At 48.4% G+C, this 23,893-nt stretch carries 17 protein-coding genes; 7 read left to right on the top strand and 10 right to left on the bottom strand.

All coding sequences use genetic code 11. The features are described from left to right. Nucleotides 1-71: 71 nt before the first annotated feature. The gene (locus FHW36_RS16785; protein ID WP_246121171.1) at nt 72-1,289 is read right to left on the bottom strand and encodes a sensor histidine kinase; all 1,218 of its coding nucleotides are present in this window, start codon (nt 1,287-1,289) and stop codon (nt 72-74) included. A gap of 236 nt (nt 1,290-1,525) precedes the next feature. On the opposite strand from FHW36_RS16785, the gene FHW36_RS16780 reads away from it, so the two are divergent. Beyond that, a complete protein-coding gene (locus FHW36_RS16780; RefSeq protein WP_145670719.1) occupies nt 1,526-2,074 on the top strand; it encodes an AAA family ATPase in 549 nt (182 codons plus the stop codon). Here the strand turns inward: FHW36_RS16780 and FHW36_RS16775 are convergent. Next, entirely contained in the window at nt 2,071-4,161 is a 2,091-nt protein-coding gene (locus FHW36_RS16775; RefSeq protein WP_145670718.1) for a beta-N-acetylhexosaminidase, read from the bottom strand. The two genes, FHW36_RS16780 and FHW36_RS16775, sit on opposite strands and share 4 nt — an antisense overlap. Nucleotides 4,162-4,300: 139 nt before the next feature. Between FHW36_RS16775 and FHW36_RS16770 the strand changes: the two genes are divergently transcribed. After that, nucleotides 4,301-5,851 carry a sulfatase family protein gene (locus FHW36_RS16770; RefSeq protein WP_145670717.1) on the top strand — a complete coding sequence of 517 codons (1,551 nt, stop codon included), beginning with the start codon at nt 4,301-4,303 and terminating at the stop codon, nt 5,849-5,851. Nucleotides 5,852-5,914: 63 nt separating this feature from the next. Here the strand turns inward: FHW36_RS16770 and FHW36_RS16765 are convergent, their stop codons facing one another. Then, nucleotides 5,915-6,931, bottom strand: coding sequence for a DUF3500 domain-containing protein (locus tag FHW36_RS16765; RefSeq protein ID WP_186452489.1), 1,017 nt, complete (start codon nt 6,929-6,931; stop codon nt 5,915-5,917). A gap of 127 nt (nt 6,932-7,058) precedes the next feature. Between FHW36_RS16765 and FHW36_RS16760 the strand changes: the two genes are divergently transcribed. Both FHW36_RS16760 and FHW36_RS16755 read left to right on the top strand, forming a co-directional pair. Beyond that, a complete protein-coding gene (locus FHW36_RS16760; protein ID WP_145670715.1) occupies nt 7,059-8,564 on the top strand; it encodes a patatin-like phospholipase family protein in 1,506 nt (501 codons plus the stop codon). Beyond that, complete coding sequence (locus FHW36_RS16755; RefSeq protein WP_145670714.1) at nt 8,545-9,207, top strand: hypothetical protein; 663 nt, start codon at nt 8,545-8,547, stop codon at nt 9,205-9,207. Before FHW36_RS16760 ends, FHW36_RS16755 begins: the two co-directional genes overlap by 20 nt. Here FHW36_RS16755 and FHW36_RS16750 read toward each other — a convergent pair. Further along, nucleotides 9,200-10,042 (bottom strand): universal stress protein, encoded by an 843-nt coding sequence (locus FHW36_RS16750; protein ID WP_145670713.1) that lies wholly within the window; start codon nt 10,040-10,042, stop codon nt 9,200-9,202. The genes FHW36_RS16755 and FHW36_RS16750 overlap by 8 nt on opposite strands. Before the next feature lie 239 nt (nt 10,043-10,281). Between FHW36_RS16750 and FHW36_RS16745 the strand changes: the two genes are divergently transcribed. The 3 genes from FHW36_RS16745 (at nt 10,282) to FHW36_RS16735 (ending at nt 12,363) form a co-directional block, all read left to right on the top strand. Next, nucleotides 10,282-11,097: a helix-turn-helix transcriptional regulator gene (locus FHW36_RS16745; RefSeq protein ID WP_145670712.1), complete on the top strand. Its 816-nt coding sequence runs from the start codon at nt 10,282-10,284 to the stop codon at nt 11,095-11,097. Nucleotides 11,098-11,168: 71 nt separating this feature from the next. Beyond that, on the top strand, nt 11,169-11,945 hold the full coding sequence (locus FHW36_RS16740) for an isocitrate lyase/PEP mutase family protein (protein WP_145670711.1): 777 nt from the start codon (nt 11,169-11,171) through the stop codon (nt 11,943-11,945). Between the two features lie 31 nt (nt 11,946-11,976). Further along, nucleotides 11,977-12,363: a YybH family protein gene (locus FHW36_RS16735; RefSeq protein ID WP_145670710.1), complete on the top strand. Its 387-nt coding sequence runs from the start codon at nt 11,977-11,979 to the stop codon at nt 12,361-12,363. A gap of 59 nt (nt 12,364-12,422) precedes the next feature. Here FHW36_RS16735 and FHW36_RS16730 read toward each other — a convergent pair whose 3' ends face one another. The 6 genes from FHW36_RS16730 to FHW36_RS16705 all read right to left on the bottom strand — a co-directional run bounded on the left by FHW36_RS16730 (nt 12,423) and on the right by FHW36_RS16705 (nt 23,834). Beyond that, the gene (locus tag FHW36_RS16730) at nt 12,423-13,538 is read right to left on the bottom strand and encodes a TlpA disulfide reductase family protein (RefSeq protein ID WP_186452488.1); all 1,116 of its coding nucleotides are present in this window, start codon (nt 13,536-13,538) and stop codon (nt 12,423-12,425) included. Nucleotides 13,539-13,576: 38 nt separating this feature from the next. After that, entirely contained in the window at nt 13,577-16,138 is a 2,562-nt protein-coding gene (locus FHW36_RS16725; protein WP_145670708.1) for a M1 family aminopeptidase, read from the bottom strand. Nucleotides 16,139-16,176: 38 nt separating this feature from the next. Then, entirely contained in the window at nt 16,177-17,604 is a 1,428-nt protein-coding gene (locus tag FHW36_RS16720) for a TlpA family protein disulfide reductase (RefSeq protein ID WP_145670707.1), read from the bottom strand. Nucleotides 17,605-17,834: 230 nt separating this feature from the next. Then, nucleotides 17,835-18,713 (bottom strand): hypothetical protein, encoded by an 879-nt coding sequence (locus tag FHW36_RS16715; protein WP_145670706.1) that lies wholly within the window; start codon nt 18,711-18,713, stop codon nt 17,835-17,837. Between the two features lie 12 nt (nt 18,714-18,725). Continuing rightward, entirely contained in the window at nt 18,726-20,234 is a 1,509-nt protein-coding gene (locus FHW36_RS16710) for a RagB/SusD family nutrient uptake outer membrane protein (RefSeq protein ID WP_145670705.1), read from the bottom strand. Nucleotides 20,235-20,243: 9 nt separating this feature from the next. Then, on the bottom strand, nt 20,244-23,834 hold the full coding sequence (locus FHW36_RS16705; protein WP_145670704.1) for a SusC/RagA family TonB-linked outer membrane protein: 3,591 nt from the start codon (nt 23,832-23,834) through the stop codon (nt 20,244-20,246). Between the last annotated feature and the right edge of the window lie 59 nt (nt 23,835-23,893).

The following is a 23,893-nucleotide window of genomic DNA, read 5'->3' as shown; positions in this document are numbered from 1 at the left end:
CGGGCAGCGATGCTGCTCAACCAGCAGTCGATCGCCAGCAACAACAGGACCAATATAAGGATGGCAAAGCGCTAGTTGGCTACGGCTGGCTCGTTCATGTCGATGTCGCCTTTGCTGAGTTGTATCGTAAAAGTAGTGCCACTCTCGGGATCACTTTCCACATCAATAATTCCCCGGTTATGTTCTACAAACTCGCGGCACAGCATCAGGCCAAGACCGGTGCCTCTTTCGCCCCCGGTACCATAGGTGGGAAATGGCTGGGAAGTAAAGAGCGCCTTCAGTTGCTGGACATTCATCCCTACCCCGTGATCAGTAACGGCAATGGTTACACGTTCCTGCCCCTGGGTAGCTGTTATGGCTACCTTTCCGCCTGGATAGCTGAATTTAAGGGCGTTGCTGAACAGGTTTCGCAGGATCACCGATACCTGGTCCCGATCGGCATACAGCGTGGTATTGACCGGCACCTGTACTTCTACCGTGATCTGCTTTTGCTGAATAATTAGTTCAAAAAAATTGAGTACTTCGGTCAGCACAGGCACCAGCAGGAAATCCTGCGGGCGGGTCTGGATACCCTTCATACTCCGGGTGCTCCAACGCAGCACATTATCGAGCGTGCCGCCCAGCTGTGCTACTTTTTCGTGCAGTACGGCGGCGGCTTCGCCCATGTCTTCCCGGGAGTATTGTCCTTTCAGGTACATATCCAGTAAGCTCTCCAGCGTAGCCAGCGGGCTACGGATATCATGCGCTACAATGGAAAAGAGCTTTTCCTTGTCTTTATTCATGGATTGCAGCACCTGGCGCTGCTTTTCAATTTCCAGCTGGTAGTCCGTTTGGATATGTTTAAAAAAATAAAGGGCTGAGATCAGGAATGTAAGGGATACAGCTACATTGGCCCTTACTCTTTCCGGCGGCACCGGTGGGGCCAGGTACCAGGATTGTGGTATGAAGATAATCAGCAGAAATGCGGTGGTCACTACTACACTCAGGATCCCAATTATCCATTTATTATCATATACCAGGATGCTCACGACGAGGATATTCAGCAGAAAATATTCCGCCCCATTGTGAAAATACAAGCCTGAAAATGTATATATGAAGACGCTAACAACGAGCAATACCAGCCGGGCGCCCAGGTACATCCGGTATTTATGCATGAACAACACCCCTATCGCGGTGCTGGTATTAAAGAAATTTAGCATAGCCAGAAGATAGCGTCCCTGGCAGGCATTGAGTATACAGAAAAATAGCGTGAAAGGGATGGTGGGTAGTGCCAGGAGATTCATCAACATCGTGCGCCTCGCCTCAATAAAGGGCAATGCAGGATGCACCCCTAACTTGACAACCTGATCCCAGCAATTTTCCAGGCCCTGATAAACGAAACGCTTTACTCCATGCAACATAGGTCTGGCAAAGATACTTTGAAAACCGCGCACTTTTTCCGGGTCTTTTTCCCGTTGCGGATTTTTTTCACGAGATTGCAGTTACTTATTTCCTCTCTCCCACACACTTTTTTTCCCTTTTCATCATGACAAAAGACAATTTTTTTGTGCTCACGGGCGGTCCCGGTATGGGAAAAACGTCTGTGATAGCAGCTTTACAAGAGCAAGGCTACCTAACCGTTTCAGAAAGCGGCCGGGAAATTATCCGGCAACAGGTAGCTACCGGGGGCACGGCGCTCCCCTGGCAGGACCAGCAGGCCTTTGCCCGGCTGATGTTTGACCAGGCCATCGAGGACTTTGAGCAATTGTCGGCGCAGACTACACCCGTATTTTTTGACCGGGGTATTGCCGATACCATCGGCTACCTGGAGCTGTGCGGACTACCCGTACCGGATTTCATGCGCCAGGCCGCGCGCCGGTATCGATGCAACAATCGTATATTCATCACACCGCCCTGGAAGCAAATTTATACCGGCGATACAGAACGGAAGCAATCGTTCGAAGAAGCCACAGCCACTTATGAGGTGATGGTAAAGGTATACCAGCAACTGGATTACACGCTGGTGCACCTGCCTTTAGATACGGTAGCAGCACGGGTAGCCTTTCTCCTGTTGGAGGCAACCCCTAAAGATTAACGGAAGCGAAGCGCCCCATCCTCGATCCAGCGGCCATTGGGACCGGCCTTCACCGGCACAAAAGCGCATTGCCAGTTTTGTTCGGCATAACTACGGGGCACCCGGATCAAGATCTTATTCCAGCCCTTTTGCAACGCTATGGCGGTTGGTGGCCTCGACCAGAAGAACTCTTCATCCGTAAAGGGAATTTCATTTCCCGGTCTTTCCCAGGTATGGGTCAGGTAACGATTGGCGCCTGGCTGCTGCCATTGCGGTGCCGGCAGCGGTTTTCCGTTTACCCATACATTTCCCCCGTTGGCATCCCATTGACCGGCAGCGGGGATACCAGCACTGAGGCGGGTGGAGCGGGCTGCCGTTTCAAAACCAACCCAGGCATGGATTTGCCGGGCAGTTTCACTGTATATTTCAGTCGACAGATACACAGTTTCCAACGTGCTATCCGGCAGATGATAATATTTAATTACTTCTGGCAACATTTGCATGCCGCCGGTAAGTGGGTAGATAGCGCCCATGCTACCCGTTTCAGGGGCAAAGCTGGCATCCGCCGGCTGCCCCGCCGTGGTAAAAGGCCCCGACAAGGACAACGTTACTTCGCTAAAGGCGGCAAAAGGGAAAGGCGCGTTAGCGAAATAGTGATCACGGTGGAAAGCCAGCCGCTCTTCGAATTCATGAAAATGTTGCCAGGCGAGGGTATTTTTACCCGGCATTACCTGCATGTAGCTACTGTTGTAAGTGGGTCGGCCACACCATACGGCCTCACTATACGTGAGCGCCCCCGGCCATACCGGGTTATGCAACGGAATTTTTTCTTTATCGACCACCCTGGTATCCGGCCAGCAGCAAAGGATACCGCCTAAAGCCAGGCTATCGCCCTGGGAACGGTTACATACCTGCTGAAAGAAATAACGTTGTATTAAGTTGAGCGCATTGCCTGAATTAAGATAACCCGCATAGGAGTCTACGTAAGGATGGTTGGCGGAGGCGTGCAGTTCCGATGGATCCATGTCATACCACAACTGTTCGATACTACCCGGAGGTCCCTGCAGTCCGGGATTCCAGACCATTACCCGCCGGCCATGGGATTTTACCCGGTCGGCCATCCGCTGCATAAACACTTTTGGATCCGGAATATGTACCTCATCGGAACCCAGGTGGATAATAGGGCAATCGCCCGCCGGGATTTCTGCACAAAACTCATCGATCAATTTTTCCAGTACGGCCATCCCCTGCGGCGTTCCCATTTTAAAGCCGAAAGTGGGCTCAAAGTAAGCGCTATGGCCGGGCATATCCAACTCGGGGATAATGGTAATGCAACGTTCACGTGCATAAGCCACCAGGTCACGTATTTCGTCAAAGCTGTAGCCCTTTTCCGGATCCCGGCCAGGTTTCCTGTTTTTGGGATCATTCAGTTGGGGGAATACCTTGCTTTCCGGGCGCCAGGCAGGATTATCCGTCAGATGCCAGTGGAAAGTGTTGAACTTATAGGCGGCCAGCAGGTCGAGCGTTCTTTTAAGCGTAGCTATTTCCCGGAAATTGCGACCCGTATCGTGCATAAATCCGCGCAGGGAAAATGCCGGTGCATCAGTAATACGGCAGCCCGGTACACTGATCTGTTTGCCCACCTGCGGCAAAAGCTGTTTCAATGTTTGTATTGCGTAAAATGCGCCTGCGGCGTCTTTTCCGGTAATGCGCACACCCGATGCGCCCACTTCCAGTTGATATCCCTCTGCCTTCAGCGGTAACGTAGTATCTATTTTCAGGCAAACCGCCAGGCGTGGCACTTTTGCGCCGGCAGGAATACTGCGGGCGGTAGTTTTAATGCCTGCAGCCGTCATCACCGCCTGCACGGCGGTTAAGGCATTTTTGATTTTCGCCTTGTCGGCTTCCTCATATAGTAATAATTGCGGTGTATTGGGATGCCAGTGATCCCCGCTCCAGGTTATCTGCTGTGGAAACGGGATCAGCGCTACCGGCGCCGCCTGTAGTTCTTCGAGGGTGTGGGGCGGTGTCCAGGTGGCGGCGGGTTGTTGGGCACGGGCTGTCAGTGCCAGCCCGAGGAATAGTATTGATAAACGCAAGGTTTTCATTGTGGTCACTGTTTAGTATTTCATTAGCGTGGATTGTTAAAATACTCAATCTGGTTTATTAATACCAGAAAAACTATCTTTATCCGCATCATGGTATTCTCCGAACAGATAATACCCGCAGCAAACAGTGAAAAAAACAATGAAAAAACACCCGATGACACGTACTTCTTTTATCAGGAAAGTAACGACCAGTCTATTTTTCGGACTATTGAGCCTGACAGTCGCCGCACAACAAAAGCCCAATATCATTATCATCTACGCCGATGACCTGGGCTACGGAGACGTTAGCTGCTACGGCATGAAAAAAATCAAAACACCCAACATCGACCGCCTCGCCAAACAGGGCGTCCGCTTCACCAATGCATATGCCACCTCGGCTACCTGCACACCTTCGCGCTTTGGACTGCTGACCGGCAAATACCCCTGGCGCCAGCGTAATACTGGTATTGCCCCCGGAGATGCATCCCTGATTATTCCTACTGATCACCGTACCCTGCCCGGGATGCTGAAAGACGCGGGGTACCATACTGCCGTTATCGGCAAATGGCACCTTGGACTGGGCACCAAAGCAGGCATTGACTGGAACACCCATATATCGCCGGGACCACTGGAAGTGGGTTTTACCTACGCTTTCATTATGCCTGCCACGCTGGACCGGGTGCCCTGCGTATTTGTAGAGAACCACGACGTAGTAAATCTCGATCCGAAAGATCCCATCACGGTAAACTACCAGCATAAAATAGGGAATGATCCTACCGGCCTGGAAAACCCGGAAAAACTGCGCATGCACCCCGATCCACACCAGGGACATAACCAAACCATCGTAGATAGTATCAGCCGCATTGGCTGGATGAGCGGTGGCAACAGCGCCCGCTGGAAAGATGCGGACATTGCCGGTACCATTACTGAAAAGGCCATTCACTTTATTGCCGACAATAAACAACAGCCCTTCTTCCTATATTTCGCCAGCGGCGATATTCATGTACCCCGCTATCCACATAGTCAGTTCAGAGGAAAAAGCGGTATGGGCCTGCGCGGCGATGCCATCCTGCAACTCGACTGGACCGTAGGGCAAATTGTGAAAGCGGTAGACAGCCTGGGACTCACCAACAATACCATGATCATTTTTTCCAGCGACAATGGCCCCGTGCTGAACGATGGTTACCTCGATCAGGCAGCAGCACTGGTAGGCAATCATCATCCCGGTGGACCTTTGCGCGGCGGTAAATACAGCGCCTTTGAAGCCGGCGCCCGCGTACCTTTCATCGTAAAATGGCCCGCAGGCATGAAAGCCGGCGGTAACTCCGCGGCATTGATCGGCCAGATCGACCTGTTTGCATCGCTGGCGCATTTAACCGGGCAAACCCTTACCAATGCAGAAGAAGCACCCGATAGTTTCGATATGCTGGCACAACTGCTGGGTAAGTCGCATAATGGCCGCCCATCGCTGGTGACACATGCCGGCACGCTGTCGCTCATTGAAGGCGATTGGAAATACATCACCCCTTCCAAAGGTGCGAAAATCGACAAGGCGGTGAATATAGAACTGGGTAACGACCAGTCGCCTCAACTGTACCGGTTGAGCAAAGATGCCCATGAACAACAGAATGTAGCCGCACAGCACCCCGATAAGGTGACCGAAATGGCCGCCAAACTGGAAGCCATTAAAAGCAAGGCAGCAAGCCGCTGATCATACGTCAACATAGAAGAGGGGGCCCGCCATGGTGGCGGGCCCCCTCTTCTATGTTGACAACTAATGATGCGCATCGCGATAATGCTCCAGCAACACATCCCCACCAAAATCGCGCTTCAGATCCCGTACCACCGTGTGCACGTGGTTGGCATTATTCTGTGTATTATCGTATTCAATAATCAAGGTGGGTCCCTGAATCCGGTAGTAATAAGGCTTTCCGGGAATGCGTTCCGTACTCCCCGCCCAGGCAAAGCTGAGTTGGTCCAGTCCAGCCTGTTGAATTTCTTTCAGCATGTCGTCGGCAAACAATTTCGTATAGCGGTGTACGTATACACTGATCAGCGCCAGCAATAACTGCTGATTGGCAGCACTCATATCGCTGTAGTGAATACCGGCAGGATGCGCTATCATGGCTTGCCTGCTGGCGCCGGTAATAATTTCAGCAGGCGCTGCAGTGGCTATCAACGCTTTCTCTCTTTCCGCGGTGGTCAATGCCTGGATTAAAGTAAACCCACGCACCGTTTCTTCCCGTAGTATTTCCTGTCCTTTGTCGGCGCCGTCCGGCACAACGGCGGGATTGGAGCCAAGGAATGCCGGTGTTGCCGCCACCAGTTCGTTTTTATCTGCCGAAAAATTAAATGCCACATGATGCCCTTCAAATCGCCAACCCCAGGTAGTATTAGCGCCGGGAATACCGAAAATGGTAACATAATATTTTCCCGGATCACGGTAGGTATCGTTGGCGGCTCTGTGTTCCAGTTCCTTTAATATCAATTCCAGTTGCATGATATCGTTTACCTTCTTTACCGTTGCCGCACTCAGCGCCGTGCCCAGCAATGCCATCAACGCTTCCCGCTGTGCGGTATTCAGGGCTTTTACCGCAATACCTTTCCGGTCATCGCGGGGAATGTAGGAGAAATGATACCGCTCACTGGTATCAAAGGGGAACAGCGCCTGGGATTGTTGTTCCGGGCTTAACAGGCGGATAAAATGCGTGGCTCTTTCTGCCATATTTTGTGCAGGTACAACAGCTGGTAAAAGAATGGCCATGACCAACAACAGGAAACACCGGTGCATAAGTGCAGGTTTATAACGTGGAAGAATAATTGCCATAAATATAATCGGAAAAAGCAGATCCCGCAAGGGCATAAAAAGATAAAAAAAATGATTACTTTAGGGATACACATCCCTTATAACCATCTATATGCCCCGAAACAACAGCCAGGTTACCGCCAAGGCAACGATTGCCATATCTGACTTTACCAACGACGCCAGGGTAACAAAAGCACTGGATACGCTGAAACATACCTTCAATCCTGACAAGGGCGGTCGTCCATTTATTGTATCCGATGTGCTCGACGACGCGGGACATCAATATGTCAACCTCGTACAGAAGGGCGGTGGCGTACTAGGCATTGCACTGATAGGCTACACCTATGTGCTGGAACAAATGAATATCCGTTTCCTGCGCCTGGCCGGCACCAGCGCCGGCGCCATCAATACCGCGCTCGTTACCGTGATTGACAACAAACAGGATCCAAAGTCTGAAAAAGTGCTGGATGCCGTTTGTAAGCTGAACTTCTTTTCCTTCGTAGATGGCCACCCGGCCACACGATGGCTGATCAAAAAATTTATTACGAAAGATGATTTTGCGGGCAAAGCCAAAAGGTCGCTACTATGGCTGCTCGGTACCCTCGCCCTGCTCATCACCGCAGATGTGGTATTGGTGGGGCTCAGCAGCCACTACACCGGCGTGGCCGTATGGGCAGGACTTAGCTTCCTGCTCACCGGTTGCTGTACCCTGCTCATCGCTTTAGGCGTTTCCTATGTAGCTAATTTATTAAAGCGGTTAAAGAATTCCGGCTTTGGTATAAACCCCGGAGATACCTTCTATGACTGGATCAAGCAACGGCTGCACGAAAATGGCGTAGATACCGTGCAACAGCTAAAAGATAAGGCAGGCGCCTGCCCTAAATTAACGTTGCGGGTAGAAAATGATGCCCAATACAAGGCCCTGTTCGGTGACGTGACGTTCATTACCTCCGAGCTGGTGACACAAAATAAAATACAGTTCCCGGCCATGTGTAACTTGTTCCGCACCGATATCAATACCATGCAGCCGGCAGGCTTTATACGGGCATCCATGTCTATCCCGGTATTTTTCGAGTCCTATATGATAAAGGATATTCCGGCCACCGACCCCCGCATCATCGCGGCGTGGAAAGATACCTTTGAAATCAGCCAACCACCGGAAACAGCCCGGTTTGTAGATGGCGGTATCCTTTCCAACTTCCCCCTCAGCATTTTCTATAACAACGATATTGCGGTTCCCCGTCTCCCTACTTTCGGTATAGACCTGGACGACAGCAAGCCGGAAGATAAAAGCCAAAACCCCTTCAACTGGTCGGCATTGGGATATTTCGGCCGCATATTCAATACGATCCGTAATTACTACGACAAAGATTTTTTACAGAAGAATAAAGTATACCAGCTGGGTGTGGGTAAAGTTGATTTATCGTCCGACCAGTTCAACTGGCTCAACTTCTTCCTGTCCGACAAAGACAAGATAGACATGTTTGCGCTGGGGGCGGAAGCCGCCTGCGAGTTCCTGACCAATTTCAGCTGGGATGATTATAAAAATCAACGCCGGGACTTACAACAACAATTGACCACGGTTAAAACGCCTTCCCATGACAATATTACTCACTGATGCCTGGTGCTGGCTCTGCATCAGCATGGCCATCTTCCTCCTGACCGCCTTTATCATGGGCCGGCAAAGCAAGTATTTTTATACCATGGATGTAGTGCCGCGCCAGTTCAGTATCACGGACCTACAACTTCCCTCCTGCCAGAAGGAATTGGTTAACCTGATCAAAGGCATTTATACCATGCCTGCTGCCAACCGGCAACAAACATTACGGGCATTGAGAGGTCAGTTATGGGTGGATTTCCTGTTTATGCCAGCAGCCTATGGGAGCATTTTCCTGGTATGTATAAAGGTAGCGTCAAAGATGAATCCCGCCGGCACACTCCTGTTTAACATCCTGGCCTGGTTGCAGCTGCTTTGCTGGCTATGCGATATCATTGAAAATATCTACCTGCTGCAAAAGATTGGTCCTAACGTTAGCGAATCAACGAAGACGGTACACCGCACCTACCAGTTCCTGGAAATCATCAAATGGGGATTTTCACTACTGGCTATCGTTTGCGGGCTATCCGCGCTTTTATTCTTTTGGGTAACGGGCAACTTTGCCATTTCCTCCCTCCATTACCTGTTGATAATCGTTGGGGAGATAGTGATATTTATGGCCCTGCAAAAGCTCCCGGCCAGGGAACCGTCTCCGGCTACTTGAGTACCACTACCGGTACCCTGGCAGAACGGCAAAGCGCTTCAGAAATACTTTTATGGGTAAGATAGTACAGGAAACTATGTTTGCCGGGCAGTGCCACAATCAGCTGGGCTTCATGAGCAGCGGTGAAATTGATGATACTTCCCAGGATATCTCTATCGTTGCGGTAATGCAGCTCGTGATGAAAATCTTTCAGGTATTCGTGCAGGTTACGCTCATCTTCCCGGAATTGTTCATCGGGATGTAGGTAATGTTCTTCCGGGTCCACATTCAATACCATAAAATGCGTGCGTTCCCATAAATGTGGAGACGCTTTCAGTTTATTGAGTTTATCCAGCGAGTGCAGGGCATTAAAGTCGCAGGGAACCAGGGCATTTTTTACGGGTTGGTAACGATACCCCGATGGCACCACCATCACCCGCACCGGGCTGGCTTTTGCTATAGCAATGATGTTACGGGAAATAAGGCTGTCATCGGCCCCGTGCTCGCTGCCCAGCATCACCATCTCAGGACTTTCTTCCCGGATAAGCGCTATCACTGCTCTTAAAATGGGGACTTTACTGGTAACAATGTCCACTTGCATATCGCTTGCAATGCCTACAATCTCGTTCGATAAACCTTCCAGGTGCGCCATAGCCTCCTGGCGATGATCTTCCATGAAATCATGGTTCACCGCGCCATATTCTGCCGATACTACAATATCACTGAATACATTCTGGTAAAACGTTTTCAGCAAAATAATGCGCTTATATTCATAATCTTTGGCCCATGCAGCGGCAAAGCGAATAGTGGCCGCGGAGGTGTCGCTAAAATCTACCGGAACGAGTAATGTCTTCATAACTGTCTCTTTAATTCACCGGCGCCAGTGCTGTTATCAACGCCCTTTTATAGTATTTCACCTGCTTACTAAAGTTAAGTAATAGTTTGAATCCAAACTATTTGAATCAGTTAAAAAACACCTAATTCCTTTGCTAAAAAAGTGCCCCTAATTGTTCCGTTTTGTACAATTCCCCATTCTCCCCGCGGGTTAACTTTAGAGGTTCCATTTATTCACTGAATTTGATTAAATTACGTAACATGAGATACCAGGAAATCAAACCTGACACGCGGTTAATGCCTTATATAAAGTGCTATTACCTGTACGAATCAGATACGGAGGCTACCTTCGATGATACCGTATTTCCCAGCGGGAACCTGGAAATTATCTTTAACCTGGGAAACGGCACCTGGCAAACGGCCGAAGGTGCACAGTATATTACCACTCCATCTATTGAACTCTGGGGGCAAATCACCCGTCCCTTACCAATCAGGTCTATCGGGAAAAACACTATGCTGGGCATCCGTTTTTTCCCGCATGCAGCCGCCTATTTCCTGGACGATAACATCAGTGTATTCAATAACCAGGTTAGTGATTTTGGAGATATCAGCGGGCCGGCCATTCGTACGTTGCATGCACAGCTACAGGGGTGCGGATCCTGGCAACAGCGCATTGCTCTTGTGGAGGCTTACCTGTGCCGGCGCTTCTCCTTATCCGGCAAAAGAACCAACAACGTTACCATCGTTCACCATATCATGCAGGAATTGCGGAAAGAAGACTTCTTCGACAATATCAGCAATGTAGCCTTGCGTTATGGTATCAGTTCCCGCTATCTACAGAAATTGTTCCTGCAATACACCGGGTTGACGCCCAAATTATACAGCAAGATTCACCGCTTCCAGAACAGCTTACAACTCTTATCCAAAAAAGATAGTTCCTTAACAGCCATTGCCTATGATTGCGGCTATTTCGACCAGTCGCATTTCATCAGGGAATTCAGGGCCTTTACGGGCGCTACGCCCTCCGGCTATGCTCCCGAAAGCTCTCCTATTACGCTGGCGGCTACACTGAGTTAAATTGTTCTGATTTATACAATTCCACGGTTACCCGCTGCCCTAATTTTGCTATTAATAAAAATAGCAATGTTATGTCTTCCAATTTTTCTTCTTTTCATGCACTGCATCATACAGGCCACCTGTTCTTATTACCCAACGCCTGGGATGCCAGGAGTGCCGCTCTTTTTGAGCAACAACAGTTTCCGGCAGTAGCCACCTCCAGTGCGGCAGTAGCCACCAGTCTCGGTTATGCCGATGGCGAAGGCATGCCCTTCGATGATTATTTCTTCGTCATCCGGCGGATACTATCTACGGTAAAAATTCCGCTGTCGGTTGACCTGGAAATGGGATATGGCAATACCCCACAGGCAATCAGCGACCACATATTACAGCTTTGGGAGGCCGGTGTGGCAGGTATCAATATAGAAGATTCCCTGATCGAAAATGGTACCCGGGTATTAGGAGATGCCGCTGCCTTTGCCGACACCCTGGCATTTATCAGGAGCAGCCTGGCGGCAAAGCAGGCCCGTCTTTTCATCAACGTCCGCTGCGACACCTACCTGTTGAACGTAGCCGGCAAGCAGGCAGCCACGCAACAACGGCTGGCCCTATACGAAGCTGCCGGTGCGGATGGCGTCTTCCTGCCCTGTATCACAGATCCTGCGGATATTGCTGCTGCCGTGGCCAATACGCGCCTGCCTGTAAACGTAATGTGCGTACCTGGCCTACCCGATTTTTCCCGGTTACAGGAATTAGGGGTAAAACGGGTGAGCATGGGACCATTTCTCTTCAACAACGTTTATGACCGTATCGGGGCGCTGGCTACCAACATTCAGACCTCGCAGAGCTTCGCACCTGTTTTCCCTTAAATCTTTTATTCACGCTTAAAACACCCATCATATGAATTTACCTAAACGGGCAGAAGATGCCCATGCAGCCCTGGCTGCCGCATTCAATACCGGCGATGTAGCCACGGTATTAAATATGTATGATTTCAACGGCATCATTGTTCCGGCGCCCGATCAGCCGGTATCCGGCAGAGAAAAATTTGAAGAAGCCATCCGGTCTATCCTCGCCATCGAAGGAACGATGGAAATTAATACCGTATACTGCCTGCAAACAGGCAATATTGCAGTAGGCAGATCAGAATGGAACATTAAAAATGGAGAAGAAGTAAAAATCAGTTCCAAAGGAGTGGAAGTGATGCAGCAACAGGCCGACGGCACCTGGAAGATATTGATCGACCATGCCTTTGGCGCCCTGGAAGACATGAAACCCCAAGGTTGACAAAAAAAACAGGTTGTCTCTTTCCAGAGACAACCTTCATATCAGGGTTTTACAAAAGATTATTTCAGTACTTCTGATAATTTCTTTTCTAATCTTTCGCCCACTGCGCCTATCTCAATAATGTTGCCATCCGGGCTAATCAGGAAGGCAGCAGGAATAGCAGCTACACCATATTTAGCAGCAACAGGACTTCCTCCTCCTTTCAAATCAGATCCCTGTGCCCAGGGCATTTTTTCTTCTGCAATCGCCTGCATCCACTTGTCTTTTTTGTCATCCAGGGAAACGGATAAGATAGTGAATCCTTTGTCTTTATACTTATTGTAGGTAGCGCTCAATGCCGGGATCGCTTCGCGACATGGTTTGCACCAGCTTGCCCAGAAATCAAGCAACACATATTTTCCTTTAAAATCGGCCAGGGATACTGGTTTACCATCCGTGTCATTCACGGTGATTGCAGGCGCCGGTTTGTTTATTAAATTTGCCATGGCGCTGCCACCGAAAAATTGCGTCATCATTTTTTTGATAGTAAACGTATTCTTCGCATCCGGTCCCAGGCTGGTCAACAGATCTTTTATATCATTTTTACTCAATGTTTGCGATAGCATAGCATTGATAAGGAAGGACGATGCTCCTGCATTGGGATGTTTTTTCACCCAATCCAGTGCAGCTTCGGACGCGGGTTGCATCAATTTGTTCATTTCCGTCCTGATCTGTACCTGTGCATCTTCATCTCCCAGTCTTGCTGCGTTTTCCAGCTTCGCCTGCAGCGCTTCTATCTCCGCGGCTCCGGTTTCTTTCGACAATACATTCTTCTTAATATCTACCCAATCCGCCACAAATGGACTTCCTGTATAGGTAGCATTTTCGAAGAAAGGTCCATTACCGGTGATATTCACTTTTCCAGCTTCCAGGTAAAGGAAAGTACCCTGTTCCTGTTTACCATTGGTGCCTACCTGCAAAATATAGGTGGATCCACCCTCACTCATATCCGCGTTAATGCTGAAATGATCGTTCTTCACATAACCAGTATCAATAGTACTAGTTAACGGTCCCCATAAAAACACCGTATCTCCCTGGGGCAATCCTTTAATATTTACATCCAGTTGCAGCCTTTTCTGCGCGTTGGCTGTATATGCCGTACACAGGGCGAGTCCTAAAAGCAGACCTTTATTCATACGCATCGTTTTAGATATTTTAGAATGATTGATAAATATTATTGTACAGTAACTTTTTTCAGTTGTAATAAGCTTTCTCCTTCTCCGGGAGCGTTATAAAGTAAAGTGACGGGCCATTGTATCCCGTACTGCGGCTGGTAGCCGGCAAATTCGAGCCGGTCGTACAACAAGCCACCCACGGTACTTACGGGGGCGCATTCCTTTATCTTGTAGCCGGTTGTAACATCATAGTAGTAATCCCAGCAACTACCTCCCGGGGCTATTACATGCACCACATACGCATTCATGCCATTCACATTCACCAGGGCATCATCCAGCGTAGCCTGGTAGCCTTTATCAAAAAAATGCAGTTCGGGGAATAAGGTGGCATTGCTATTCAGCTGCGCCTGTTGTGCTGCCGACAATGGCACTGCCTGACCGAGCCGCGTGAACTGTACGCTGGTATCGGTGGTACTGATATTAGCCAGCTGCATGTGGATCATGTTTAATGAAATAGTCGTTTGCGTAGTACCCGGCTGCCATTGCTTTTTAAAGTCCAGTTGTGCATTTTCATTGCTGGCATAGTTGATCGTAGCCTGTTGCAGCTGTTGCAAAGCCGCCTTTCCTCCTATCGCCGACAAGTAGCGATTTACCACTTGCGCTGCCGTTACGCCTGTGGTTACCGGCGTTTTAAGACCGGTGCCTTTCCAGGTATTATTGCTGCGGTCCAGGTCGGGAATGGCATTGGCCGGGTCCAGGATCACCGTGGTTACCGGCGATACCGACGCATAGTGAAAGGTATAGGTGCCTTTCTGCTGCCAGATGTCTACGGGCAAATGCTGTTGGTTCACGGCTCCATTGAATTCCCGTATTTCCACTGTTAGCGGCATGGGCATGTTGCGTTTAATTTCGATGGTGACATCGATACCCAATGCCGGATCACCCTTCACATATTCCACCTGCCGGATAGCCGGATTTGATTTCCAGTCGGTCAGGAACCAACTGCGCCAGAACCAGCTCAGATCCGTTCCGGTACCGTTTTCGATCGACCGGAAAAAGTCGTCAGGAGTGGGATGTTTAAACGCCCAGTCTTTCACAAAAGACCGGAAAGCTTTGTCGAATCTTTGCTTCCCGATCACTTCGTTTCGCAGCACCCAGAGGGCTACTGCGGGTTTCACGTACATCACCATGGCCATGTCTTCCAACTTTACCGAGGAAGCAAGGGTGTTCAGGGGGGTGAGTGCTTTGGGTGTCGACAACCAGCTAATGGCTGAATTCACGTCAAAAGCAGGTTCTCCTTTCAGCGAATCGCAATTGACCAGGTTAATGAAGGTATTGAGGCCCTCACACATCCAGCCATGTTTGCTGTCGGCTGCAATCATCATATTAAACCAGGTATGCCCGATTTCATGGTTGGTTTTTGTCCAGACGGTATTACCGAAGCTGGAATTCGAATAATGTAATACAGATACAGCGGGACCGGCTACACCGGTAATAGAACCGGCAATATTAACCGCCGTTGTATAAGGATAAGGTACCCAGTTATGAGAATACAGGCGGATGATATCTTTCATCTGCCCGGTAATCTTCCGCCAGTCGGGGTGACTTTCCGGTGGATAGAGGGCCATGGCCAGCGTAGTGCGTCCATCAGGCAGGTTGACCCGTACGGCATCCCACAAGAATGCTGCTGAAATTCCCCATAGTCCGTCGCCCGCATTGGGTGTATAAAAATGCCAGGTCTGTTGTTTGTTAGCAGCTACCGTACTACGTAGATCCGTTTCCGTTCTCACATGTATCACGGAGTCGCTTTTCCAGGCTTTTTTGTATCGTTCCAGTACCCCGGGAGATAATACCGCTTCCGGGTTCATCAGTTGCCCGGTGCCCTGCACAATGAGCCCTGCGGGCACCGTAATGCTGGCGTCGAGATTGCCGGGTTCCACGAGGTAGCCGCTGCCGGCTACATTCCAACCCTGTACTGCATCGTATACGCATACACGGGGAAACATCCCGGAGAACTGGTACACTTTTCCATGAGGCGTAGATAGTACGCCCATAAAGTCAGAACCGACTACCGGCAATACAAAGTCGTACGCCACGGCTATAATGGCGGTATGACCGGGCAATAAGGGAGCGGGCAATTGTACTTTAATGTAGTTACCTGCTTCCTCATAAACGGCTTTTTGCAGGGGTTGTTTATCGTTGGCCGCCTGCATGGAATGGATACGGCATCCATCCGTGTATTCTTCCACATCAAAACGGGCCACGCCTGCCTTCGTGATCATCGACATACGGGCATCCTTCCGGAAGCGGTTCTGCGAGGCCTGGAGCCATACGTAATCCAATACCACCGGGCTATTGTTGACGTACGTAATGTTTACCGTACCCTGTATGGTACGGGTAGCGGTATCGAAAGTAACCGCCAGCCGATAGTCTGCTTTATTCTGCCAGTAGTGGCCACCTGGCTTGCCATCGGCCGTGCGGATGTCATTGCCAGGTGGATAATTCAGCGGGGCAAACGCCTCCGCCGGGTTGTAAGTGGTATCCTTACCGGATTGCGCGGCGCCAGCTGGTTGAAACAGCTGAAAAACACCCACCAGTAATATGGAAAATTTAAAATACAAGTGTGACAGTTTAGGTTTGAATGGCGGAAGACGATTGGTTAGTTTCTGGCTTTATAGCAATTGGCAATTCTTCTTGCAAATTCACTTTCTAATCCGGGAACAGGATATCCCAGGTTACCTTCCAGGATGTTGCCTTTATCATCGATGGCAATCCAGCGGGTGATAGCGTTCAGGGCATATCGTTGAATAAATTGTTTGGCCTGTGGATCAGATCTGTCGGAGCTCAGGAATAAATTATTCTCACCATCGATATGATGATCTATTGAAAATTTCTTCAGAACCGCCGCATTGGCTGTTCCAGGCTCTTCCCAGGCAATAGTGAGGAATACGATATCTTTTTTGTCTTTATAGCTGTCTCCAATTTGTTTGAAGATGGGTAAAGCGGCCACACAACCGTGACACCACATCGCCCAAACATCGATGATGACAATTTTACCTTTGAAGTCTGACAGGCGAACCAGGTCACCTTTATCATTTTTCAGGGAAAAATCAAACGCCGGTTGTCCGGGTTCCAGCTGTTTATAAGCGTTATACACGGAATCTATAGCACGTTTGCCGGGTGTCATTGTCTTTAGTACTCCCTGGGTGACTTCATACACAAATTTCAAATCCGGTGTATAGGCTTTCTGCATGCCTTCTCTCACCATCCAGGCAAGCGCAGCTTTTTCCTTTATCCTGTCTGTTTTGCAGGTCATCAGTACATCCACCAGCAACTGTTGATCAGTCAGCATGGAATCCTGCATTTTCCTCCCCATACACCAAAGATTTTGCACTTGCAGGCCGAGATTTTCATCTCCTATGGCTGTTAGCCCTGAAGCAGACAAATCGTATCCTTTTAAACACCAGTCGCCCCATATTTTCATATCCGGTATTTTATTAGCATTCGCTACATCAATCTTTACCAACAATTGGCGGTATTGTTCAAAAGCTTTGAGCGCCTCCAGGTTGTCCGTCCTGGTTACTTTGGCGGCGGCGATCAACTGAGCCACCTGAACTGAGGTAGTACTGATAAATTCATCCGCTTCCTTAATCGTCGTAAAATGTTCAGCAGCGGCGCGGCCATACAAACTGTCTATTTTATACGGCAATACCTGCCTGTTACCATCTTTTCCGTTACAAGCCAGACGGAATTTGCCTGGCACCAGGTTGCCATTTCTGTATAGGGGGAAAATTTCCAGCTTAACCTGGTCGCCTGCGTTCGTGAGCAAGGCGCAACCGTTCACATTAATGATTTGGGTAGTGGCAGCTAACTTCCGTGAAAAAGTGGCGGTTGGCTGATCGGTTTTTACAAAAAAAATTTCATGCTGATAGCTGTAGTTATCACTTAATGCATTCAGGTTAATAATCCCATTAAATGATGGCGCTATGCCAACTTTCGCAACGAGCGTTGTATTCTCCACCGGAGTAGCTGCAGAGGCGCCCAGGCCGCACAGCATCATTATAGAAAAAAAACGTACAGTTTTCATGATGTAGACTTTTGGTTTAAGTAAAGGCAAGGGATTAACAAAAAAGGGTGAAGCAAAAGCCGGATTTATTTCAGACCGGTGCAACGAAACCGGTTCGCCACCTATTGCTCAGGTAGGGCAATAGTCTGTCAGTGTCCTTCTTTGTAAGTCAGACAACAATAGCGTTGGGCATAATGAGGGCAAAATCAGGAACCTGGTATCACCGGCAACACACGATGGCTGGTTGAATATCAGGGGAGATTACCTATAGCCTGCAGGTCGATACCTTGTTCTTTATAATACCTGATAACGGCGTTGTATTTAGCCAATATCAATCCCCTGGTATCATAGGAAGGCTTTAAAAAAGTAGCGTCCAACTCAGTTTTTGAATGCCTTGTAATCATACCAACAAAAGCAGCAAAATCCCATGCTACATTCCGGCTTCCATCATCGATCTGGTTTATCTGTTCCACAAGGCCCACCGTTCTTACATCCCAGGGAACGCTGAGGTAGCTGTCCGGAATATACTTAATAAAATCGGCAGGTATTTTCAGAGACCCCGCTTGTGCCGCTTGCCAGGCATAAGCCCGGTGCGCGAATCCCCTTGTTTCCTTAAACCGTGCTGGCGACAAATGCATCAACGTACTATCCGTCCATCCGATACAGAGCATCCTGCTGGTGGCTGCAAAACCGCCATAAGATCTGGCAGTATCGGGGAGTAAGCGGGTAAATGTATCAAGAGAAGCTGCCAACATGATGCGGACCGGCATTGTTTTCTGTAAAAAACTCTCCGGATAGAAATCAAGGCACTGCGATTTAAAGAACTGCAGTGTGTTAGCTATATAAGCAGGATTTCCGGGGGGCGCAATGATTCTGATAATCGAGGTGTAATCGTATCTTAAGTCCTGCTGTGTATATTTATAGAGGATATAAGAGCCATACTTTTTGTGAAACGCTACGATAGAATCATCGTAAGGCTGATTACCCTGTGGTAACGCATAGAAGTCAGGTACTGTATCAGCCGTCACCTTTTCCTTTTTGCAGGATGATATTGTCCACCACAATAATGGTAATAATACGATAATGATATTACGAAGAGAGAAACGATGCATAAAAATTCGTTTTTGCATGATCAGCTATAATTATTGTGGTTGCCTTAAGTTGCCCAGTTGGGGGTTTTGAATCAGAGACAAATTCCGGAGCAATACATCATTTGGAATAGGTAATACATACTGCGGATCACGCCTGGGCAAAGTAAAAACCTGGTTTCCGCCTCCCAGTGTCGGAACATAATAATGTGTAATTGCCGGCATTCCATATCTCCTCAGATCCATCCAGCGATGGGCGCCTTCAGCAAATAACTCCCTTCTGCGCTCGTCGCGGCACATTTGCAGTAATACCTCTGCCGGATGTATCGTCCACGGAATAAAACTGTTTGTACTAAAGCGTTTGGCACGAAGCGTATTCAAACTATTTAAGGCTTGTTGTGCCGCACCGGCATCGCCTTTGGTTTTATATAACTGTACATATGCTTCTGCCCTGTTGAGATATGCTTCGGAACTACGCCAGCTGCTTCCCATATTTATCTGGCCCTGGCTATTCGGAATGTTGCTATCTAAGTTCTTCTGCTGTAAGAAGTCAGGAGTTACATATTCTTTCAACACATCTGGCGTAACAAAGAAATAAATACCATTCCGGAGATCGTTCGGTTCGAACTTGCTTATCAGGTCGGCTGACACGTCATAGGCACCGGATGTGCCGGTTACGGTATGCTCCGATACGGAGCCATAATACCAGATCGTTTCTACATTCCCTATACCTACAATTGGCTTTTCGGTTATATCCGGATCACCCCAGGTACTAAGATCCATCAACTGCGGATGATAATCGATCACATAGTTGGCATGCTCAATTGCTTTATCCCATTGTTCCATGTATAAATAAACCCGGCTGGCCAGCAAATGTGCCGCCACATGCGAAATACGGAATAACTTCCGCTCCGATTTATCCTGGCTGAGAAAATAAATGGCGCTGTCCAGGTCCTTCGTAATCTGCGTGTATACCTCTTTTACTGTATTCTGTTTAGGCAATACCTCAGAGAGATTTGCATCTAATTTAAGCGGAATGCCGATGCTTTTATCAGGCGTAGTTGCGGAATCGTTGTACGGCCTGGCATATAAATTTACCAGCATAAAATTATAGAATGCCCGCAATGTATAAGCTTCTCCTTTATACTGGGCTTTTTCAGCGGCACTGCCAACAGAATTATCAAGATACTGCAGGGCAACATTCGCGCCCAGGATCATCTGATAATAAACACCCCATGAATTGAAGTTTTTTGCATCACTGCTACCAGCCCGGTTGCATACATCAATAAAATTTGGTTGCCACTGAAATGCACCGGCATTGGCAGTGATCGTTGCCTGCTGGTCTGCAATGGCAGGGCCATTATAACATTGGATATCATCATCCATCATCACCAGGTAAGGCTGCATCAGCGTACCGGTAGTTGGATAACCATTGGTGTACAAAATTTCTCCAAAATCTTTAGTCGTTTTTGGGATAACATCTGACTGTGACCGTTCTTCCAGGAATTTCTTGCAGGACGTCATGCTTAATCCTGCTAAGGCGATGATTATTATCTTTTTCATACGCTCGTTTTAAAAGTTCACATTCATATTGAAGCCATACTGCCGGGTAATAGGCAACGCAGTGGTACCAACGCCATCAATTTCCGGATCTTGTCCATGCAGCTTGCTGCTTGCCACGGTAAACAGGTTATTAATAAAGAACCCGGTAGTGATACTTTTCACCCTTATTCTTCTTACCATTTGTTGTGGCCAGAAATAGTCAAGCCTGAAGCTCCGGCAACGCATAAAGCTGCTATTCACTACGCGAAGATCTGATTGATTGTAGGCTGCATATACATCGTCGGGAAAATTGCCATAGAAAGTATTGGTAGTCATATCAACAATAGCTGGCACATTGGTTACCTTTTCATCACCTGGCTTACGCCAACGGTCAATCAATTCCTTACTCACATTGGTAAAAGGCGTAGGCACGCCATTGTTTGACTGCACCTGTGTACTTAATGGATTCAGGCGTTTATGCCCGCCCAGTGCGTAGTAAAATTCTGCTGTCGTGGCGAAACTTTTATACCTGAATGATGTTGAGAAACTACCATTAAATACAGGTTGAAGCTGGCCCGAATATACCAGGAAGGTGGTGGGGTCATCTAAGTTTGCTTTGTCGCCCGGAATGTGAAAAGTAGGAAGACCATTAGTTCCGTTCAGCCCTGTATATATATAAGAATAAAACCCGCTGATCGGCCGGCCAGGAACGAATGCCCGGCCAGTCAGATAGTCTGCATAATTGTTATGGAAATCATTAGCGCCAATCTGGTTAAAATTCTTACTATTAATAAAATTCAATGTTAAATTAACGTTCTTGCTGCGTATCGCTTCTACACCGAGATGAATTTCCAGCCCCTGGTTGGTAAGTGTCCCTGCGTTTTTATACATATCAGCAATTCCATATTCGAATGGCAGTATCCGGCTAACAATCAGGTCTTTACTATGCTTGATATAATAGTCTGCATTTACATTTACACGGCGGTCGAATAAAGACAGGTCTACGCCAAAGTTCCACTGATACGTTTTCTCCCAACGTAAATCGGGATAAGGTAAACTTTTGATATTCAGGAACGGTACTCCTGTAACCGGGTTGTAATTATCCTTTGTAGCAGGGAGATAGCTGGCAATCAGCTCTGGGCCTACAGCCGACACAACATTCCCCTGGGTACCAAAGGTGGCCCTTAAATCGAGGCCGCTAAAAATCCGGCTGGTTTGTAACCACGATTCACTGGTAACATTCCATTTTCCTGCCAGACCGAAGTTGGGTAAAAACTTAGCATTGGAATACTGACCAAACCTGTTAGAACCATCTGTTCGCACTGTAGCACTGAAAATATACCGGCTGTTAAGGCTATAGGTGGCAGTACCGAACATGGACAGGGTGTTGGTCAGCACCCTGGTAAGGGTAGTTCTGCCAATGGCAAACATGCTCGCAGGGCTTGGGAAAAAGGCCATGCCACGGTCAGGGAAATACCCCGGTTGCGTAGAAGATACTCCTTTTATCTGGCTGGAGTTAATTTCCACCCCCGCTGAGGCAATAAACTGGTCGCGGTCTTTAAACAGACCTGTGTTATATTCCAGCATATTACGGGTATTTAGTGTCAGCACATTCTGATTGGCCATCGTTGCAATGCCACCGTATGGGATAGGCGATTGTGCCAACTGCTTATCATTTGGTTCAAATCCCAGGTTCCAGCCCCGCTTATCCGATATCGCTTTGCTGCCTTCATAAGCCGCCTGCATAGATTCGGCGGCATCTGTAATTGCACTCGACGTATTCCGGAACACCAGGCCTTTAGCGATTTTATAACTTATCCCCAAGCCTACGGTCATGGATCTTATACTATTGTTGTTTTCCGTTTGCGCCAATTCATTCAGCATGTTAAATGTAATTGGAGGCGGCTTTGGCAAAATACCGTTGCCCGAGGTATTTACGGGATAGATAGCACTGGGGTCCAATATCCTGGAAGTCTGTAACGCATAATTCAATGGATTTACGCCTGCATAATATCCCTTCGACTCACTATAGTTGCCCATTAACTTAAAATCCAGCGTCAATCTTTTAGTAGCTTCTGAATGAATGGCCAGATCGGCGGTATATCGTTTTAGGCCATCTAACTGTGCTGCGCCCTTACCATCCGTATAACTAAGCGAACCATAGTAGGTAGTTTTACCCGCGCCTCCACCCATGCTCACCGAATGAGTCATGTTAAATGCATTCCGGAATAACAGCTTGAACCAGTCGGTATTATTGGTTTGCAGTTTACCTACTGCTGTTTTAAACTGAGGCTCTGTAATCTGCCTGGAGTTGAGCGCCTGCAACAGTCCTTCATATGAAATATTCTCTGCCAGGCCATTGCTGGTATTCTGCAATAATCCGCCAGCATACAATTCCCGGGATAACTGCACCCGCTGTTGAGAATTCATCAGGTTGAGATTACTATAGGAAGGACGTTGCTGAAATGAAAGGCTGGTATTGTAAGACACCTGCATGGGGCCTGCTTTCCCCCTTTTGGTGGTTACTACGATCACCCCGTTGGCAGCACGTACACCGTAAATAGCGGTAGCAGCAGCATCTTTCAGGAAAGTAATTTTTTCAATATCATAGGGATTCAGGCCGCTGATAGCTCCTCCTATCAAGGAAAAATCACCTGTTTGGGCATCGGATATCACATTATTTAACTGGGTAGCAGAAATATCAACCGGATCAGGCCTTACCACATCATCAATTACCCAGAGCGGACTGGCATTCCCTACAAAAGTAGAGGTTCCACGCATACGAACGGTAGGACGGGCATTTACACTACCGGAAGAATTCAGGATCATCAGGCCCGGTACTTTGCCCTGCAACATCTTATCGATAGAAGTTTCGCCAGGCTGTAAAGCTTCCGCAGCGGTCAGGGTATACACAGCGGCAGTAGACATACGGGCATCGATTTTCTGATACCCGTTTACTACTACTTCGCTGATCGCTTGTGCCGCTGTGTCCAGCTTGATTTTCATAAATACTTTCTCCGCGTCTGCTCTCGTTACAGCACGTACCACCGTTTTCATCCCCAGCATGGACACCCGGAACTGTTGATGATCCTTCATCCACAGGGAAAATACGCCATCACTGGCGGTAGTAGTCCCGTCTTTAGAGCCCAGGATCTGCACCGTGGCTCCTGCCAGCGGCTCTCCATCGGCGGTATATACCTGCCCCAGTACGCGGAAGGCCACATCTTTTTCGGTAATTTTTTCACTACCCGATGTTGGCTTTTCGGCATAAATAACCACGCCGCCCAGGTCCTCCATAAACTCAAGACCACTGTTGGCCAGCACCCGTTTCAACAGCTCCCGCAGCGTACCGTTCTTCTGATCTACGGTTACTGCAGGCCCTTTGCGCACCAGGTCATTATTATAGGTAAACCGGAGCTTCGTGATGGTACGAATCTCTTTTAACACCGTGGGCAAAGGCAAGCCGTTGGCATGATACGTGATCCGGCTGTCCAACACGGAATAATTATCCTGTGCCCGTACAATACCGGTAACCAGCAATAAAAAGCATAGCAGCAGTAGCGGCACGGCATAGCCCTGCATGACCCTCCTGAATGAAGGTAAGCCCAACATTTTTTTCATTTTGGTTTGATATTAAAGATTAAACTCCCTGCGTAGCCTTACACATGACAATAGCCTGT

Source organism: Chitinophaga polysaccharea (assembly GCF_007829335.1).
GTDB lineage: Bacteria > Bacteroidota > Bacteroidia > Chitinophagales > Chitinophagaceae > Chitinophaga > Chitinophaga polysaccharea_B.
Note: the sequence above shows the minus strand (reverse complement) of the source record. Positions and strands in the feature narration are given on the sequence as shown.